13 protein-coding genes are annotated in these 16,562 nt (G+C 66.0%); 7 read left to right on the forward strand and 6 right to left on the reverse strand.

The genetic code is table 11. The features are described 5' to 3' along the window. Window positions 1-211: 211 nt before the first annotated feature. Window positions 212-916, forward strand: a complete 705-nt coding sequence (locus CDN36_RS22060; protein ID WP_150553688.1) for a response regulator — start codon at window positions 212-214, stop codon at window positions 914-916. Window positions 917-937: 21 nt separating this feature from the next. Beyond that, a complete protein-coding gene (locus CDN36_RS22065) occupies window positions 938-2,053 on the forward strand; it encodes an ATP-binding protein (protein WP_287497924.1) in 1,116 nt (371 codons plus the stop codon). 26 nt (window positions 2,054-2,079) lie between these two features. On the opposite strand, the gene CDN36_RS22070 is transcribed toward CDN36_RS22065, so the two are convergent. Further along, window positions 2,080-4,389 carry a patatin-like phospholipase family protein gene (locus CDN36_RS22070; RefSeq protein WP_287497925.1) on the reverse strand — a complete coding sequence of 770 codons (2,310 nt, stop codon included), beginning with the start codon at window positions 4,387-4,389 and terminating at the stop codon, window positions 2,080-2,082. Window positions 4,390-4,751: 362 nt separating this feature from the next. Here CDN36_RS22070 and CDN36_RS22075 point away from each other — a divergent pair, with 362 nt between their 5' ends. Further along, on the forward strand, window positions 4,752-5,381 hold the full coding sequence (locus tag CDN36_RS22075) for a glutathione S-transferase family protein (RefSeq protein ID WP_287497926.1): 630 nt from the start codon (window positions 4,752-4,754) through the stop codon (window positions 5,379-5,381). Window positions 5,382-5,409: 28 nt separating this feature from the next. Here CDN36_RS22075 and pdxR read toward each other — a convergent pair whose 3' ends face one another. Then, complete coding sequence (gene pdxR, locus CDN36_RS22080; protein WP_287497927.1) at window positions 5,410-6,945, reverse strand: MocR-like pyridoxine biosynthesis transcription factor PdxR; 1,536 nt, start codon at window positions 6,943-6,945, stop codon at window positions 5,410-5,412. Window positions 6,946-7,241: 296 nt separating this feature from the next. On the opposite strand from pdxR, the gene tauA reads away from it, so the two are divergent. From tauA to CDN36_RS22100, 4 genes are all read left to right on the forward strand, one after another. Then, window positions 7,242-8,300 carry a taurine ABC transporter substrate-binding protein gene (gene tauA, locus CDN36_RS22085; protein ID WP_287497928.1) on the forward strand — a complete coding sequence of 353 codons (1,059 nt, stop codon included), beginning with the start codon at window positions 7,242-7,244 and terminating at the stop codon, window positions 8,298-8,300. Between the two features lie 83 nt (window positions 8,301-8,383). Then, window positions 8,384-9,208 carry a taurine ABC transporter ATP-binding protein gene (locus CDN36_RS22090; RefSeq protein ID WP_287497929.1) on the forward strand — a complete coding sequence of 275 codons (825 nt, stop codon included), beginning with the start codon at window positions 8,384-8,386 and terminating at the stop codon, window positions 9,206-9,208. A gap of 28 nt (window positions 9,209-9,236) precedes the next feature. Then, window positions 9,237-10,166 carry an ABC transporter permease subunit gene (locus tag CDN36_RS22095; RefSeq protein WP_502920397.1) on the forward strand — a complete coding sequence of 310 codons (930 nt, stop codon included), beginning with the start codon at window positions 9,237-9,239 and terminating at the stop codon, window positions 10,164-10,166. 227 nt (window positions 10,167-10,393) lie between these two features. Next, complete coding sequence (locus CDN36_RS22100; RefSeq protein ID WP_287497930.1) at window positions 10,394-11,794, forward strand: amino acid permease; 1,401 nt, start codon at window positions 10,394-10,396, stop codon at window positions 11,792-11,794. A gap of 218 nt (window positions 11,795-12,012) precedes the next feature. On the opposite strand, the gene CDN36_RS22105 is transcribed toward CDN36_RS22100, so the two are convergent. The 4 genes from CDN36_RS22105 to CDN36_RS22120 all read right to left on the reverse strand — a co-directional run bounded on the left by CDN36_RS22105 (window position 12,013) and on the right by CDN36_RS22120 (window position 16,424). Next, complete coding sequence (locus CDN36_RS22105; RefSeq protein ID WP_287497931.1) at window positions 12,013-12,963, reverse strand: CobW family GTP-binding protein; 951 nt, start codon at window positions 12,961-12,963, stop codon at window positions 12,013-12,015. 4 nt (window positions 12,964-12,967) lie between these two features. Next, the gene (locus tag CDN36_RS22110; RefSeq protein WP_287497932.1) at window positions 12,968-14,635 is read right to left on the reverse strand and encodes an amidohydrolase; all 1,668 of its coding nucleotides are present in this window, start codon (window positions 14,633-14,635) and stop codon (window positions 12,968-12,970) included. 2 nt (window positions 14,636-14,637) lie between these two features. Next, entirely contained in the window at window positions 14,638-16,056 is a 1,419-nt protein-coding gene (locus CDN36_RS22115) for a sodium:solute symporter family protein (protein ID WP_287497933.1), read from the reverse strand. A 167-nt stretch (window positions 16,057-16,223) separates the two neighbouring features. Next, the gene (locus tag CDN36_RS22120; protein WP_150553698.1) at window positions 16,224-16,424 is read right to left on the reverse strand and encodes a DUF3311 domain-containing protein; all 201 of its coding nucleotides are present in this window, start codon (window positions 16,422-16,424) and stop codon (window positions 16,224-16,226) included. Window positions 16,425-16,562 lie beyond the last annotated feature (138 nt).

The following is a 16,562-nucleotide window of genomic DNA, read 5'->3' on the forward strand; positions in this document are numbered from 1 at the left end:
CAGCGATCTCATGTCGGTTGCTTGCATGAATCCGAGTTGAGGGTGGTGCAGAAAATTTCAAGTGCGCAAGGGCCGGATCAATAGAATCCACAAAAACACGGGAAACCGCTGTGCGCGCGCACCGGCCTCGACGCCGGCTCCACCATGACATCGCAAGCTTCGCGAACGCGCCGCGGCCGTTTCCCGTTTCCGGACAATCGAAATCACCACCATGCCCACACGGATCCTGCTTGTCGAAGACGATATCCGGCTCTCCGCGCTGGTCGCCGAGTACCTGCGTAAGCACGACTATCAGGTCGACACGGTACTCGACGGTGCGCTCGCCGTTCAGGCGATCGTCAGCCGGCGCCCCGACCTCGTCATTCTCGACGTCAACCTTCCCGGCAAGGACGGCTTCCAGATCTGCCGCGAAGCCCGACAGCATTACGACGGCATCGTCATCATGGTGACCGCCCGCGACGAGGAGTTCGACGAAGTGCTCGGTCTGGAACTGGGCGCGGACGACTACGTACACAAACCCGTGCAACCGCGCGTGCTGCTCGCGCACATCAAGGCGCAGTTGCGCCGCACCGTGCAGCGGCACTCGCCCGTCGCGCAGCCCGACGCCATCACCCTCGGCAAATTCACCATCGATCGGGAAAGCCGCACCGTCACGCTGCCCAACGGCCGCACGCCGGACCTGACGTCGGCCGAATTCGACTTGTTATGGGCGCTGGCGCGCTCGGCCGGCAAGGTCGTCACCCGCGACGAACTACTCAAGGAGTTGCGCGGCTTCGAGTTCGACGGGCTGGACCGCTCGATCGACGCCGGCATCTACAAGCTGCGGCGCAAGCTCAACGACGACACGGCGGCGCCCCATCGCATCCTTACCGTGCGCGGAAAGGGCTATCAGCTCAACAAATCGGGCTGGGACTGAGCGCCGGGATCGGGACAACGCATGCCATCGACCAAGTTTCGGCCCTATCGCCACTATCGATTGCGCTGGCTGCGCTTTCGGCGCTCCTGGACGGACACGCGCGCCGACCGGCGCCCGAGCTGGTCGCGTCTGTACGTGCGCACCTACACCGGCATGCTGCTGCTCTGTCTGTCCATCTGGATCGTGCCCGCCGCAATGCTCTTCGCCGCGCCGGCGGGCGCCGTGTCGCGCGATTTTCTGCTCTCCGCGCGGTTCCTGCTGCCGGGCGTCGCCGCCACGCTGATCCTGCCGGCGATCGTCGCCTATCGCTGGATGCGCCCCGTGTGGGTCGACCTCGTCATGGTGCGCGAGCGTGCCATCGACTTCAGCGGCGGACGCTTTCACACACGCGCGCGCGAGTCGCACAGCGTCATCATCGGCCCGCTTGCCCGCACGCTGAACGCGCTGGCGATTCGCATGGAAAAGCTCATCGCCACCCAGCGCGACCTGACCAACGGCATTTCTCACGAGCTGCGCACGCCGCTCGCCCGGCTGCGCTTCGCGCTGGAGATTCTGCGCGACCCCACGTCGTCGGCCGATGCGCAACAGCAGGCGCTCGCCGGCATCGATCAGGACGTTACCGAGCTCGACGAACTGATCGACATGAGCCTGACGTATGCACGCCTGGAATACAGCTCCCTCCAGTCGAACATCGAGAAAACGTCGGTGGCGAACTGGTTCTCGCAGCAGGTGCTCGACGCCACGCTGCTATACGCGGACAGGGAAATCACGCTGGCCGAAACGCTCGAGCCCTCGGTGCTCGTCGCGATGGACAAGCGCCTGATGTCGTTCGCGCTGCGCAACCTCGTGCGCAACGCGGCCCGGCACTCGCGCTCGCGTATCAATGTCGGCATGCGTTTGCAGCACGGCAACGTCGAGGTGTACGTCGAGGACGACGGTCCGGGCGTTCCCGAAAGCGAGCGCAAGCGCATCTTCGACGCGTTCGTCCGTCTCGACCGGCGCGTGGGCGGCCACGGGCTGGGCCTCGCCATCACGCAGCAGGTCCTCCAGGCGCACAATGGCCGCATCGTGGCGACCGACCCGCTCGTCCTTGGCGGAGCACGCTTCGAGATGAGCTGGCCGGCGGGCCAGGTCTGAGCCGGCACGTCGTCCGGCATTGCGCGTCAATATGTCCGACCCAGCTGGAAGTAGAGATTGTTGCGCCCGCCAGGCGCGAGCGCGACGCCCAGATAGATTGGCCCGAAGGCCGTGGTGAGCGCCGTAAAGAGCGTCGCGCTGCGCTTGAGCGAGCCGCGGCCGAAGCCCGTGCCGAAGTCCCACACGTTGCCCGCTTCGAGACTCATCCCAACGAACAGGCGCCGGATCGGCGAGGCGGTGAAGGTGGCGATCTGGTTCATGTAGGTCACCTGCCCGTACAGCATGGACGCCCCCGAGAGTTGATCGGCCGCGTAGGCAGACAGATGCTGGAAGCCGCCCAGTGTGAAGCCGAGCGGATTGGCGAGGTTCGGGCCGCCGAAGGTGTTGCCGGCCTCGAGGCTCGCGCTGATCGTGTGCCGGCCGAAGCTCGCCGCACCGAGCGCCTTGCCGTAGACCTCGGTCGTCTTCTGGTCGGCGGACACCAGCGACTGCTCGGCGCGCATCTCGAGGAAATAGCCGCGGCGCGGAAATTGCGGGTCGTCCAGCTGATCGATGAGCAGCCGTGCGCGGGCGCTGAGCTGGCGGCCGTAGATGTCCGGGAACAGCAGACCGCGCGGCACGTCGTTGTCGTCCGTGATCGGCAAGTTGAACTGCGGCGTGGCGTTCGCATGCGTGTAGGCGACGCCGAGGCGGAACTCGCCGTAGTGCGAGAGCGGAATGCCGAAATCGACGCCGGCCCGCTCGGAGGTGATCCGATATCGCGTGACTCGCACGTCGCCCGAATCGTCGTAGACGTTGGCGTGGCGCCGCTGCACCTCGACATATGGCGCGACATACGCGCCCCACGCGTTGAGCACCGGTTGGCGCAACTCCATGTGCAGATTGAGCAGATCGCTGCCGATGGTGCTGTCGACGCGCGCTTCGAGCCCGTTCTGCGTGAGCCACGGACGGCGATAGCCGACGTGCATCCGGAAGTTGCCTTCCTCCTTGCTCGTCGCCGACAGCCCGAGCCCGAACAGCAGGAAGTTCGGCCCCCAGCGCTTTTCCTGCGCATCGATGACGAGCGTGTTCTGCCCGTTCTCATCCACGAGCTGCTGCGTAACGCTCTCGAAATCGCCCTGATTGGACAGCGCGATCAGGTCCTTGTTGATTTGCGAGGGATCGTAGACGTCGCCCTCCTTTACGTGCACGGCGCGTCTGATCTTCTCCGGCGAGACCACGCCCCGCGAGCGAATCTCGACCTTCGCAATGCGCGGCGCCGGCAGGCCCGGCGACCGGCGAGCCTCGTGCGCTTCGCGCCACGCGGCGTAGTCGGCCGGGGACACCGCGAGGTGCCGCAACTGGGGCAGCGCGGCTCGCGTGGCGGCCACGCCTGCGTCGATCGCGCGCCCCGCGTCCTGGAAGTCCGCGAACGTCAGATTGCCGAGATCGGGCTGGATCAGCACGTCGCCGGCATTGAGCTTGTCGCGCTGGCGGGCCACGTTCTGCCGGATCAGAATGCCGATCATCTGCTGCATCACGTCGGCGGGCGAGGCCAGCGCGTCGAGCGGACGCAGCCGGGAACCGATGTCGACGGCGATGATGATATCGGCGCCCATCTCACGCGCCGTCTCGACGGGCAGATTGCTGACGATGCCGCCGTCGACCAGCGTGCGCCCATCGACCTCGGCTGGCGAGAATAGTCCGGGCAGCGCCATGCTCGCCCGAATCGCCTGCGAGAGCGAACCGTGATCGAGCACGACCATCTCGCCGGTGCGCAGGTCCGTGGCGATGGCGCGAAACGGAACCGGCAGGCTGTCGAACTTCACCCTGCCGGCAAACCGGGCCGTCCAGTCCTGCAGCAGCGCCTGCAGACGATTGCCCTGCACGAGGCCGGCCGGCAGTTGAAAGCCGTTGTTGCCGAAGCCGAGCGAGAAGCTGTTGACGTAATAGCGCTGGTCCTCGCGCTCGGACTGCGGCAGATCACTGCGCTCCACGATATCGAACGCGATGTCGGCCAGATTGATGTTCTCGAGCCGGTGGCGCATGTCGCCAGCGCTCATGCCGCTCGCGTAAAGCCCCCCAACGATGGCGCCCATGCTGGCCGCGGCGATGCAGTCGACAGGGATACGGTTTTCCTCCAGCACCTGGAGCACGCCGAGGTGGGCATACCCGCGCGCTCCGCCGCCGGACAGCACGAGGCCGATCGAGGGGCGCTTCGCGCCGGTGTCGGCGGCGCCGGCGGGTCGGCATGCGCCGGCATACACCGCACCGGTGGTGAGGAGAACGGTAATCAGGCTTGCCGACAGACAGGTGCAGACGCGGGCCAACCTGTCCATGCCGTGGTGACGAATCATCGACTGCGCGGGGCTGAAAAAACGAAGAGATTACCAGTTTTCCAAACCCTTTCCTTCGTGCTCCCAACGACACGAGATCCTTGATTTTGCGCTTGATTTCCCGATGGAATTCGGCGCCGCCTGAAGGCTTCGCGCTCCCCTGCCCCCACAGGCACGGCGTGGCGCCCCCCGGCTTTTGCGTCCGGTCCGGCAAGGCGCCGCCGCGGGCGAGCCGCCGATCGGCAGGCCAATCGCGGCGACAGGACGTATCCCCGCGCGCGCGTGTTTGCCCTGTTCCGCCCGCAAGCCTCGAATCTGTATCTGTTGCCGCCCGCGCCCGGCCCCTAGAATCGAGCTCATCGACCTACCTTTCGAGGTTTCGCATGCTCCGCATTCTCGGCCGGCCCAATTCCATCAACGTGCGCAAGGTGCTGTGGCTCTGTCACGAACTCGGCATTGCGTTCGACAACGAGCCGTGGGGGGATGGCGATGCCTCACGCAGGCTCGACGCCCCCGCCTTCACCGCGCTCAATCCCAACAGGATGGTGCCGGTGATCGACGATGACGGTTTCGTCATGTGGGAATCGAACAGCATCCTGCGTTATCTCGCCGCGTCGCGCGAGCGCACGGACCTCTACCCGGGCGCGCCGCGCGAACGTGCGCGAGTCGACCAATGGATCGATTGGCAGGCGTCCGATCTGAACGCGGCGTGGCGCTATCCGTTCAAGTCCCTGGTGCGGCGTATGCCCGGCTACGACGACGCCGGCACGCTTGCCGCCGATATCGCCGGCTGGACGGCCCTCATGCGCGTGCTCGACGCGCAACTGCAGGCGACGCAGGCCTTCGTCAGCGGCGAGGCGTTCACGCTGGCGGACATCCCTATCGGTCTGTCCGTGCATCGCTGGTTCAGCACGCCGATCGACCACCCGCGCATGGAAGGCGTGTCGTCGTACTACGAGCGTCTTTGCGCGCGCGAAGGCTTCCGTCGGTTCGGCCGCAACGGCATGCCCTGAGGTACGCTCGCCCGGGGGCCGGCGGCACTCACGACGCCGGGCGCCCCGCCTCCGCCAATGTCTCGCGCAACACGTCGGCGAGCGCAATGACGCCCGCCTCGATATGCTCGAGCCGTATCGAGGAAAAGCCGAGCCGGAACATGTTGCGCGGGGGGGCGTCGCCCATGAAGAACACGTCGCCCGGCTCGATCAGAATGCCGCGCGACTTCGCGCGCGCCGCCAGCACGTTGGCGTTGAGCGCCTGCGGGCCGCGCACCCAGCACGACGCGCCGCCTTTCACATGCACGAACGACACTTCGGGCAGGTGCGCCGCAAGCGCCTCGCTCAGTACCTCCGCGCGTCTCGCATAGGTGTCCGCCAGACGGCGCAGCAGCGCGTCGTGATGCCCCAGCGCCAGGAACATCGAGAACGAACGCTGGATGAACGCCGACGGGTGCCGGATCATCAGCCGGCGCAACGCCCGCAATTCCGCCACGAGCGCGGCCGGCGCGACGATGTAGCCCAGCCGCAGGCCCGGCGCGAACGACTTCGACAGGCTGCCGATGTAGATGACGCGATCGCTGCGATCCAGGCTCTTGAGCGCCGGGATCGGAATGTCGGAATAGCTGTTCTCGCTCTCGTAGTCGTCCTCGATCAGCACGAAGTCGTCGGTCTCGGCACGGCGCAGCAACGCCTCGCGATGCGCGAGCGGCATGGTGGTCGTGGTCGGGCACTGGTGCGACGGCGTCACGTACACGTAGTCGCACTGCGACAGACGCTCGTCGACCGGCACGCCATGCTCGTCCACGGGCAGGCCGATCAGCTTCGGCGTGCGCATTGCGAAAATATTGCGCGCGTCGGGATAGCCGGGGTCCTCGATACCGACGGTCGTGTGCGCCCCGACGAGCAGATCGGCGAGCAGATAGAGCGCCTGCTGCGCGCCGTTGGTGAGCACGATCTCATCGGCGTCGGCCCACACGCCGCGGCGCGGCAGTACGCGCGTGCGGATCTGCTGGATCAGCGTCTCGTCGTCGCGCGCGATCATGTCCGGCGCCCAGTCGCGAATCTCCATGACGGTAAGCGCCTTGTGGCAGCATTCGCGCCAGTCCGCGGTGGGGAACATGGTCGGGTCGAACTGCCCGTAGATGAACGGGTACTGGTACTGCTGCCAGTCGATCGGCTTGACGATGTTGCGCTGCGCGGACGGCCGCACCACGTAGCGGCCCTCCCAGTCCGGCGTGAGCGGATCGAGCGGGGGCATGGCGCCGGGCGCTGACGCGGACGTGTTCTGCGTGCCCACGCGAGGCGCCAGAATGTCGCCATTCACGAAATACCCGCGCCGCTCGCGCGCGATCAGGTAACCCTCGTCGACCAGTTGCTGGTAGGCCAGCACCACCGTGTTGCGCGCCACGCCCAGCCCTTCGGCCAACTCGCGCGACGACGGCACCGCCGCGCCGCGCATGAGACGCTCGTCCAGGATCGCCGAGACGAGCATCTGGCGAATCTGGCTCTGCAATCCCATGCCCGCGCGCGCCGACATCAGAAACAACTGGTTCCACATCGCCGCAGAAATCCGGCTCGACATTGCGTCCCCTCGTCTTGTCACTTCCAGAACGTCAATTATTACTCATCAGACGGTGACGTTAATTCCGAATTCGGGTTTATCCGCAGTCGTGGAAATCCAGGGCCGAATCGAGCATTCATGCGGTTTGCAAGGCCATTCCGGGGAATCTGGACCAGTTGGCATCATCAAATGCGGCCAACTGGCTCTAACGAACAAAAAGACGCGCGGCAATGATGCAATCACTTGGCGCCGATTCGTAACCCCTGGTGCGTCAAACCCTCGCGTTCCACCGACAACTTACCGATTAGAGGTGAACCATGAATGCAATTCCGAACCGGCTGCGACGGGTGTTCGCCGCCACGGCGCTGGCGGCAGCGGCGCTGCCCGTGGCCCTCGCCTCGGCGTTGATGCTGCCTGCGCCGGCCCGGGCGCAGGAAAAGGAGGTGACGATCGCGTACCAGCAGATCGTCGACCCGTGGCTGGTGTCCATCGCGAGCGGTGAATTCGAAAAGGCGACCGGCTACAAGATCCACTGGCGCCAGTTCGAGTCGGGGGCAAAGGTGGCCACGGCGCTCGCGTCGGGCGACATCAAGATCGGCGTGCTGGGCTCGAGCCCGATGGCGGCGGCCGTCTCGCAAGGGCTTGACCTGCAGCTGTTCTGGATTCTCGACGACATCAACAAGGCCGAGGCGATGGTCGTGCGCAACGCATCGAACATCAAGGGGCCGGCCGACCTCAAGGGCAAGAAGATCGGCGTGCCGTTCGTCTCCACCACGCACTACCACACGATGTTCGCGCTGCAGCAGTGGGGCATCAAGCCGAACGAGGTCACGGTGCTCAACATGCAGCCGAACCAGATCGTGGCGGCATGGGAGCGCGGCGACATCGATGCGGCCTATGTATGGGATCCGGCGCTCGCCCAGATCAAGCAGAGCGGCCATGTGCTGATCACCTCGGGAGAACTGTCGAAACAGGGCAAGCCGACATTTGACGGCATCGCGGTCGATCGCAAATGGGGCGAGGCGAACGCCGAGTTCATGGCGAAGTTCGTCAAGGTGATTGCGGACGCCGACGCCGCCTACCGTCAGAACCAGGCCGCCTGGACCGCGGCGTCGCCGCAGGTCAAGGCCATCGTGAAGATGATCGGCGGCAAGCCGGAGGACGTCCCCGGCGCACTCTCGCTGTACGCCTATCCGTCGGCGCAGCAACAGGCGTCGGCCGAATGGCTCGGGGGCGGCAAGGACAGCCGCGCGGCCAAGGCGCTCAAGGACACGGCCGAGTTCCTCAAGGGCCAGCAGAAAATCAACGCCGTCAAGGCCGATTACACGCCATACGTGACCTCGCGCTACGTCGACGCCGCACTGAAACTGAAGTAAGCCGTGCCGGGGCCGCTACGCCGGAGCGTATTCGCCGGCGCGGCAGCCCTCCCCGATCGCAGGATCGACAGGAGAAGGGCTTCATGGAACAACTCATCGTCAACGACGTCAGCGTCGTATATCCCGGCCGGCGTCCCGGCGAGCAGGTGCAGGCGCTCGCGCACGTCGATCTGACCATCGCGCCCGGGGACTTCGTGGTGGCGCTCGGCGCCTCGGGCTGCGGCAAGACCACGCTGCTCAGTCTGATGGCCGGCTTCATCGCCCCCACGTCCGGCGAACTGCTCCTGGGGGACGCCCCCATCGAAGGCCCGGGCGCCGATCGCGGCGTGGTGTTCCAGAAGCACGCACTGCTGCCCTGGCTCAATGTGATGGAGAACACCGAATTCGGTCTCAAGCTGCAAGGCGTGCCGAAGACCGAGCGACGCGCCCGCGCCGCGCGCAACCTCGCCCTCGTCGGCCTGCAGGACTTCCACAATCACATGATCTATCAGCTCTCGGGCGGCATGCAGCAGCGCGTCGGGATCGCGCGGGCGCTCACGTGCAACCCGTCGATGCTGCTCATGGACGAGCCGATGGCCGCGCTCGCCGCGCTCACGCGCGAGACCATCCAGGAATTGCTGCTCGACGTGTGGCGCGAGACCGGCAAGATGATTTTCTTCATCACGCACAGCGTGGAGGAGGCACTCTTCCTCGCGAGCCGTCTGATCGTGATGTCTCCGCGCCCGGGGCGCATCACGCACACCTACGAACTCGACTTCAACAAGCGCTATCTCGAGTGCCGCGACGCGCGCGCCATCAAGTCGAGCCCCGATTTCATCGCGATGCGCGAAACCGTGCTCAGCATCATCTACGGCGACGAGCGCGCCGGCCAGGCGACAGCGCCGGCCGCTGGTGCGGTCGCCGCCTGACTTACCCGCAGGAGACGTAGCCATCATGATGACCAAACCTGTCGCCACCTCGCATGCGTCGCCGACCGGCGCCGCCGGCCAGCCGCCCATGTCAGCCACTACACGTGCGCGTCCCGCGCGTCAGCGCGGCGTCTTCGCGCGCATGTTCGCACCACGCCCGGTCAAGGCGGGCGAATCGTTCGGCGCACCGGGCCAGGGCCCGAGCCTCGCCATCAGCATCGTCACCGTCGTCGCGTTGCTGCTGTTGTGGGTGGCGATCACCTCGTCCGGGCTCATCAAGCCGCTCTTCCTGCCGGGACCGCGCGCCATCGTGGAGAAATTCGTCCAGGTCTCGACGGAAGGCTTCGCCGGCTCGACGCTGTGGCAGCACACGCTCGCGAGCCTCTACCGCGTATTCGGCGCCTTCGCGCTCGCCTGCGTCACGGCGATTCCCGTGGGCATCCTGATGGGTGTGTCGCGCATTGCGCGCGGCGTGTTCGACCCGCCCATCGAGTTCTACCGTCCGCTGCCGCCGCTGGCGTACCTGCCGCTCGTGATCATCTGGTTCGGCATCGGCGAGTTCTCGAAAGTGTTCCTCATCTATCTGGCCATTTTCGCGCCGCTGGCCATCGCGGCTCGCGCCGGGGTGCGTTCGGTCTCGATGGAACAGATTCACGCGGCGTATTCGATGGGGGCATCGCCGCGTCAGATCGTCATGCACGTGATCGTGAAATCGGCGCTGCCGGAGATCTTCACGGGCATGCGTATCGGGATCGGCGTGGGCTGGACCACGCTGGTGGCCGCCGAAATGGTGGCGGCATCGAGCGGTCTCGGTTTCATGGTGCTCAACGCGGCGGAGTTTCTCGCGTCGGACATCGTGATCATGGGGATCATCGTGATCGGCTTCTTCGCCTTCGGCTTCGATCTGATCATGCGCTATCTCGAGCGCGTGCTGGTGCCGTGGAAGGGCAAGGTTTGACGAGGCAAGGCAAGACACAGGCGGTCCGTTGGTCATCACAAGAGACGCAGGGCGGTTCCCCCGGCCGCACCTGCGTCAAACAAGGCATTCAGGAGGTTGTGTGGCAGTCGAGACATTGCACGGGCGGCGTGGCGTCGCTCATTTTTTCCGTTCCCCCCGGTTTTTCCGTATCCCCCAATCCCCCGACATTCTCTGCCGCGCCGCGCGCCACGTCATGGGAGGTCGCCATGGCCAATCGTGACAATACGCGTTTGCAATCGAGCCTGAAGCAACGGCACATGAGCATGATCGCGCTGGGCGGCGTGATCGGCGCCGGTCTGTTCGTCGGCAGCGGCGTGGTGGTACACGCGGCCGGCCCCGCCGCGGTGCTGTCGTTTCTGATCACGGGCGCGCTCGTCGTGCTGGTGATGCGCATGCTCGGCGAGATGGCCTGCGCGCTGCCCGCCGTGGGCTCGTTCTACGAATATGCTCGCCTGGCCTGGAACGACAAGCCCGTCGGCGGCGAGCTGACCGGCTTTCTGACGGGATGGATGTACTGGTACTTCTGGGTGATCGTGGTCGCTGTCGAAGCGGTGGCGGGCGCCAACCTGATCCAGTTCTGGCTGCCCGACATTCCCGCATGGGCCATCAGCCTCACGCTGCTGGTCGTGCTCACGCTGACCAACCTCGTGTCGGTAGCGTCCTATGGCGAGTTCGAGTTCTGGTTCGCCTCGATCAAGGTGGCCGCCATCATCGTGTTCCTGTTCCTCGGCGCACTGTTCGTTGTCGGCATGTGGCCCGGCGCGGTCGCGAGCACCGGGCACCTGCTCTCGCACGGCGGCTTCATGCCCAACGGCATCGGTCCCGTGATGGCAGGGGCGGTCGCCGCAACGGGCTTTTACTTCGGGGCGGAGATCGTCACGATTGCAGCGGCCGAGGCGGCCGAGCCCCAACAGGCCGTGGCGCGCGCCACGAACTCGGTGATCGGCCGCGTGCTGTTCTTCTACATCGGCTCGATCCTGCTCGTGGTGATGCTCGTGCCCTGGAATTCCGCCGGGATGGCCACGCCATACGTGAGCGCGCTCGAAGCGATGCGCATTCCCGCCGCCGCCCACATCATGAACGCCGTGGTGCTGACCGCCGTGCTCTCGGCGCTGAACTCGGGCCTGTATGCGTCGTCGCGGATGCTGTTCGCGCTGACACGCCGCGGCGACGCGCCGCGTTCGCTGGCGAAGCTGAATTCGCGCGGCGTGCCAGTGCGGGCGATTCTGGTAGGTACGCTATTCGGCTACGTCGCGGTGGTGATGTCCTACGTTTCGCCCGACACGGTATTCGCATTCCTCGTGAACTCCTACGGCACCGTCGCGATCTTCGTGTACGTGCTCATCGCATTCTCGCAACTGAAGCTGCGCAAGCGGCTGGAACGCGAGGCGCCGGGCAAGCTGAAGGTGCGCATGTGGGGCTTCCCGTACCTCACCTGGGTGGCGATCGTCGGCATGCTCTCCATCGTCGGCGCGATGGCGTTCATTCCGGATCAGCGCACGCCACTGGCACTCGGCGTCGTCAGCCTGACGGTCCTGCTCGTGGCGTTCACCGTTCGCTCCATCTGGCGCAAGCTGCGCGCGCCCGATCCGGAGTTCGACCTCTGACGTTCGACCTCTGACGTTCGACCTCTCACGTTCGACCTCTGACCCACGCCGGGGCCCGCCAGGACCGCCGGCGGGGCCGCCTGCGAAATCCCGCGAGGCAGATAGAGAAGCAAAAGCGACGGCGCCATGCCGTCGCTTTTTTTTGCGGTGCTGTGCAGGGAAAGCGATCGACGTCGCCGGCGATCAACGTCACCGGCCGCCGAAGCGGACGGCCCCGGTCAGACGATGGCGTCTTGCAGGGCGCCCGTCAGGCTTGCGATATCCGCGTCCGAGAGCATGCCGATGAAGACGAGCGTTGTCCCTTGCCGCGCCAGACCGGGGTGTCGCGTGAATGCGACGCGCTTGCCGGCGACGTGAACCTCGACCGCGCTGCCGTCGGCGGTCACGGCAAAGCCCTTGGCCCGGAGGAGTTTGTCGGGCAACAGCGCGAGCGCCGCCTTCAGACGTGCGCGGTCGAGCGCACGCGTCGTCTGCCAATCGAAGCTGCGCAGTCCTGCCGGTAAAGCGCCGGCCGCGGCGCGCAACGGCCGTGGACTCAGCAGCCCGGGCAGCGCGATCGCTTCGTCGGGAAAGAGAATGGCCGGCGGCACCGCACCATGGTCAGCGGTGACGACGATTCGCGTCGTCTCCAGCGCGCGCAACCGGGCATGTACCGCTTGCAGCGCCTGCGGCGCGACAAGATCGGCTTTGGTGATGACCAGCGTGCTCGCCGCCGCGAGCTGCCTGCGCACGATATCGCCAACATAGCGATCTTCGAGCGTTTGCGCGATGCTGCTCGCATCGACGGCCACGACGATGCCATGCAGGCGAAACGCCCGGTCGAGCAACCCGACCTGCGCGATCCTCAGGGGATCGGACACGCCGCTTGCCTCGATCACGAGTAGATCCGGTCGATGCTCGCGCTCGCCGAGCGCGATCAGCGTCTCGACGAGCCGGCCGCCGATGGTGCAGCACACGCAGCCGTTCTCCAACCCAATCACGTCGTCGCTGCGCTCGCGGATGAGCGCTTCATCGACGTTGAGCGCGCCGAAATCGTTGACGAGCACGGTCACTCGCATGCCGTGCGCACCGCGCAGCAGGGCGTTGACGATGGTTGTCTTGCCGGCGCCGAGATAGCCGCCGAGCACGATCATGGGAATCGGCGGGCGCGCCGCCGCCGTGGCGTCCACGGCGTCAGGCCGGCGAGCGAAACAGCTTGCCGCCCAACACGGTGCCCCACACCGGCAGCGCCCGCAGGCGGTCGAGCGGGACGGCCGACGGGTCCTCGTCGAACACGGCAAAGTCGGCGTACTTGCCCACTTCCACACTGCCGATCAGGTGCTCCATGCCCAGCGTGAAGGCGGCGCCCAGCGTGATTGCGTGCAGGGCGTCGGCGATCGGGAGCTGTAGCGACTCACCGAGAATGCGGCCCGACGACGTCTGGCGCTTCGCCGCGCACCAGGCGGTAAACAGCGGATTGAGCTGCGTGATCGGGGCGTCCGAGTGCAGCGCGAACGGCAGGCCGATCCGCCGTGCGAGCTCGGCCGGGTCCATGCGGTTTGCCCGGTCCGGCCCCATCGTCTGCGAGTAGTGCGCGTCGCCCCAGTAGTAGACGTGGTTCGCGAAGAAGTTGACGCACATGCCCAGGCGCTTCGCCCGGGTCAGTTGCGCCGCGTCGGCCATCTGGCAGTGCTGCAGCGTATGCCGGTGGTCCACGCGCGGATGCCGCTCGAGCAGCTTCTCGATGGCGTCGAGCACGACCTCGGTCGCTTCGTCGCCGTTCGTGTGGATGTGCATCTGCAGCCCGGCCGCATGAAACGGCAGGAACGTTTCGACCAGTTGCGCCGGGGGAATCAACCACAGGCCGTTCGGCTTGCCGTTGAAATATCCCGGCCAGCGCAGACGTGCCGTAAAGCCCTGAATGGAGCCGTCGACGATGAACTTCACGGGGCCGTAGTGCAGCTTGTCGGTGTTGCCTTCGCGCGCGCCGAGCACGCGCTGCGGCCCGCCTTGCGGGCAACGCTGCGGCGCAAACGCCGGCACGATGCGAATCGGATAGTCGGGGTGGCCCGTGGCCTCGTGAAGATTGGCGTTGCCGCTCGGCGTCAGGTCGTTGACCAGATCGGTGGCCGTCGTCACGCCGGCCAACTGCGCGACGCGCCCGAAATTCCAGATCGCGCGCACGCTCTCGCTCGCGGCGATCGACAGCCCTTCGCCGATCACGCGGTATACCGGGAACATCGCCGCGAACTCCTGCAGCTCGCCGGTGGGCTCGCCGTCCTCCCCGAGCACGATGCCTTCGACATCGGTATCGCCATCGATGCCCGCGAGTGCCAGCATCGCGGTATTCACGTTCATCAGATGCACGCTGGCGTGCAGAATCGCGATGGGGCGCGTGATCGACACGGCGTCGATGTCGCGCGCGACCAGCGGCGCGCTCTCGAAGAAGATCGGGTCGTAACCCCAGGCGAGCAGCGGCTTGTGGTCGTCGGTCATTGCGCGCTGCGCCTCGCGCAGCCGCTCGAGTACCGCGGCGGGCGTCTTGAGCCCTTCCCACAGGCGTCCGTCGGGGCCGCGCCGGTCGTAGTAGCCGACGTACACGGCGTCCCACATGGCCCCTTCCATCAAGTGGCAATGCCCTTCCACGAGGCCGGGCATCAGCACCTTGTCGCGCAACGTCTCGTCCGGCGCGACGCGGGTCCACGCGCGCATGTCGTTCGCGCCGCCAACCGCGAGGATACGGCCGTCGCGCACCGCCACGTGCGTGGCTACCGGCTGCGCGGGGTTCATCGTGAGGATCTTGCGGGCGACATAGACGCGAACGTCGCCCGGTACTTCGGTCTTGCTGTCTCTGTCTGTCATCGTCACTTCTTGTAGGTGGAAAGCGCGCCCACGCCGGCGTCCATCGTGTGTGCGGGACGGCCGCCGAGCAGCAGGTTGAGCATCGACATCACCGCGACGTTGACCACGAGACAGATCAGCCCGAGGTTCACGCCGCCGAGGTCCGGGTTGCGGTAGTACAGCACGAGCGCCAGCCCCTGGCCGGCGAGCACGCCGGCGGCCACCGCCGACGCGCGCACGCGCAGGCGGAACACCACGGCAATGACGCCCGGCAGGAACTGCGTCACGCCGTAATAAGCCATGTTGATGAGCGTGAGCATGAGGTTCGGCGTGAGCAGCGTGAGCACGATGGAGCCCAGCAGGTACAGCACGATCACGACCTTGGAACTGGCCTTCTGGCGATGCTCGGGCATGCCCGACAGAATGTTGCGCGTGACGATCGGCCCGAGCGCCAGGCAGATGCCGGCGAGTACGAGCAGGCCCGAGAGCGCCGCGCCGGCCGCCACCAGCCCGACCAGCCACGGCGGCAACAGTTGCGTGACAGCGGCGAAGAACGCTTCGTTCGGCGATGCCAGCGTGATGTTGCGGCTGATCGCGTAATACGAAGCGAGCACGAGGAACGGGTACATGAGCATGTAGAGCGGCATGGCCACCTGCGTGCGCCGGATCGTCGCCGCGCTCTTTGCGGTAAAGAAGTTCTGCACACCGAACGGCATCACGTACATGCCAAGCGACTGAAACACGATGGTCGTCATCGCGAACGTCAGTTGCTGCGTGTTCATGGCATTGCTCACATGCTGGCTGGCCGCCTGGAACACCGGCGTCACGCCCGCCTCCCATGCCACGGCCACGCCCGTGACGACGATGGCCGCGACCATCAGCACGTCCTTGAGCACGGCGATGTAGGCCGACGCGCGCACGCCCGCAATGGCGATGTAGACGAACGCCAGCAACGCGGAAAAACAAATGAGCCACAGCGGCTGGAAGTTCCACCCGAGCCCCTTGAGCGCCGCCACCAGACCGGTGAACTGCAACTGCCCCCACGGCAGCAGAAAGATGATCGCCGTTATCGCCACGACGAGTTCGAGGAAGCGATTTCGGAAGTGTCCCTTGAACAGGTCGGGCAGCGTGATGGCGTTGTACGTCTTGCCAGCCTCCCAGATCCGCGGCCCCAGGAAGTAACCGACGGGATAGGCAAGCAGGATGTAGCCGAGAAACCACACGCCGTAAGTCGGCCCCTTGGCGTAGATGCCGCCGGGAAAGCCGACCATCGTGCCAATGCTGTAGATCTCGCCGGCGGCGAGGAAGAACACGAGCCAGGCGCCGAACTGACGCGAGGCGACGAAAAAATCGTGCACGCTTTGCGGACCGCGCCCGCCGCGCGCTCGCAGCGCGAGATAGACCGACAACAGGATGAAGCCGGCAAAGATGAGGGTTGCCATCGACGCAATCTCCGGAGATTCGCGGGTGAGGCCGCGGGTGAGACGTTAGTAGGCGAGAGGCGCGGCCCGAGCGATCGGCGCGCAGCCCGCCGAAGGGCGTTCGCGTGCGCGGGTGCAGGCGGCAAATCGCGCGCTTGTCGCGAACGAGGCGCGGCCTGCACCGGGCCTCACGCCGGGTCTTCGGCGGCGTGACGGTCAAAGAGCGTCCAGCACAGCCACAAGCAGCCGGACGTCAGCACGAACCAAAGAAAAATCCAGCCGTAAATGAACGGCACGCCCAACACGTACCGATCGACGGAGGCCGCCCAGGGCAGCAGTCCGACAACGCCGAGATACGGCAATCCAAGGCCAATCAACACTCTGAGCATGCTCTGTCTCCGCTTGGCTGCGCGCGGTACCAAGAAGGTCTTATTGATCCGGCCCTTGCGCACTTGAAATTTTCTGCACCACCCTCAACTCGGATTCATGCAAGCAACCGACATGAGATCGCTGAGCCGCGAAGCGCG

It is taken from the genome of Pandoraea sp. CB10b_02 (assembly GCF_002216225.1).
Classification (GTDB): Bacteria; Pseudomonadota; Gammaproteobacteria; order Burkholderiales; family Burkholderiaceae; genus Pandoraea; species Pandoraea nosoerga.

Coding starts and splice junctions, on each gene's coding strand:
- CDN36_RS22075 (WP_287497926.1), top strand. CDS start 4,752: ATGCTCCGCATTCTCGGCCGGCCCAATTCCATCAACGTGCGCAAGGTG.
- CDN36_RS22060 (WP_150553688.1), top strand. CDS start 212: ATGCCCACACGGATCCTGCTTGTCGAAGACGATATCCGGCTCTCCGCG.
- tauA (WP_287497928.1), top strand. CDS start 7,242: ATGAATGCAATTCCGAACCGGCTGCGACGGGTGTTCGCCGCCACGGCG.
- CDN36_RS22110 (WP_287497932.1), bottom strand. CDS start 14,635: ATGACAGACAGAGACAGCAAGACCGAAGTACCGGGCGACGTTCGCGTC.
- CDN36_RS22115 (WP_287497933.1), bottom strand. CDS start 16,056: ATGGCAACCCTCATCTTTGCCGGCTTCATCCTGTTGTCGGTCTATCTC.
- pdxR (WP_287497927.1), bottom strand. CDS start 6,945: ATGTCGAGCCGGATTTCTGCGGCGATGTGGAACCAGTTGTTTCTGATG.
- CDN36_RS22065 (WP_287497924.1), top strand. CDS start 938: ATGCCATCGACCAAGTTTCGGCCCTATCGCCACTATCGATTGCGCTGG.
- CDN36_RS22090 (WP_287497929.1), top strand. CDS start 8,384: ATGGAACAACTCATCGTCAACGACGTCAGCGTCGTATATCCCGGCCGG.
- CDN36_RS22120 (WP_150553698.1), bottom strand. CDS start 16,424: ATGCTCAGAGTGTTGATTGGCCTTGGATTGCCGTATCTCGGCGTTGTC.
- CDN36_RS22095 (WP_502920397.1), top strand. CDS start 9,237: ATGACCAAACCTGTCGCCACCTCGCATGCGTCGCCGACCGGCGCCGCC.
- CDN36_RS22070 (WP_287497925.1), bottom strand. CDS start 4,389: ATGATTCGTCACCACGGCATGGACAGGTTGGCCCGCGTCTGCACCTGT.
- CDN36_RS22100 (WP_287497930.1), top strand. CDS start 10,394: ATGGCCAATCGTGACAATACGCGTTTGCAATCGAGCCTGAAGCAACGG.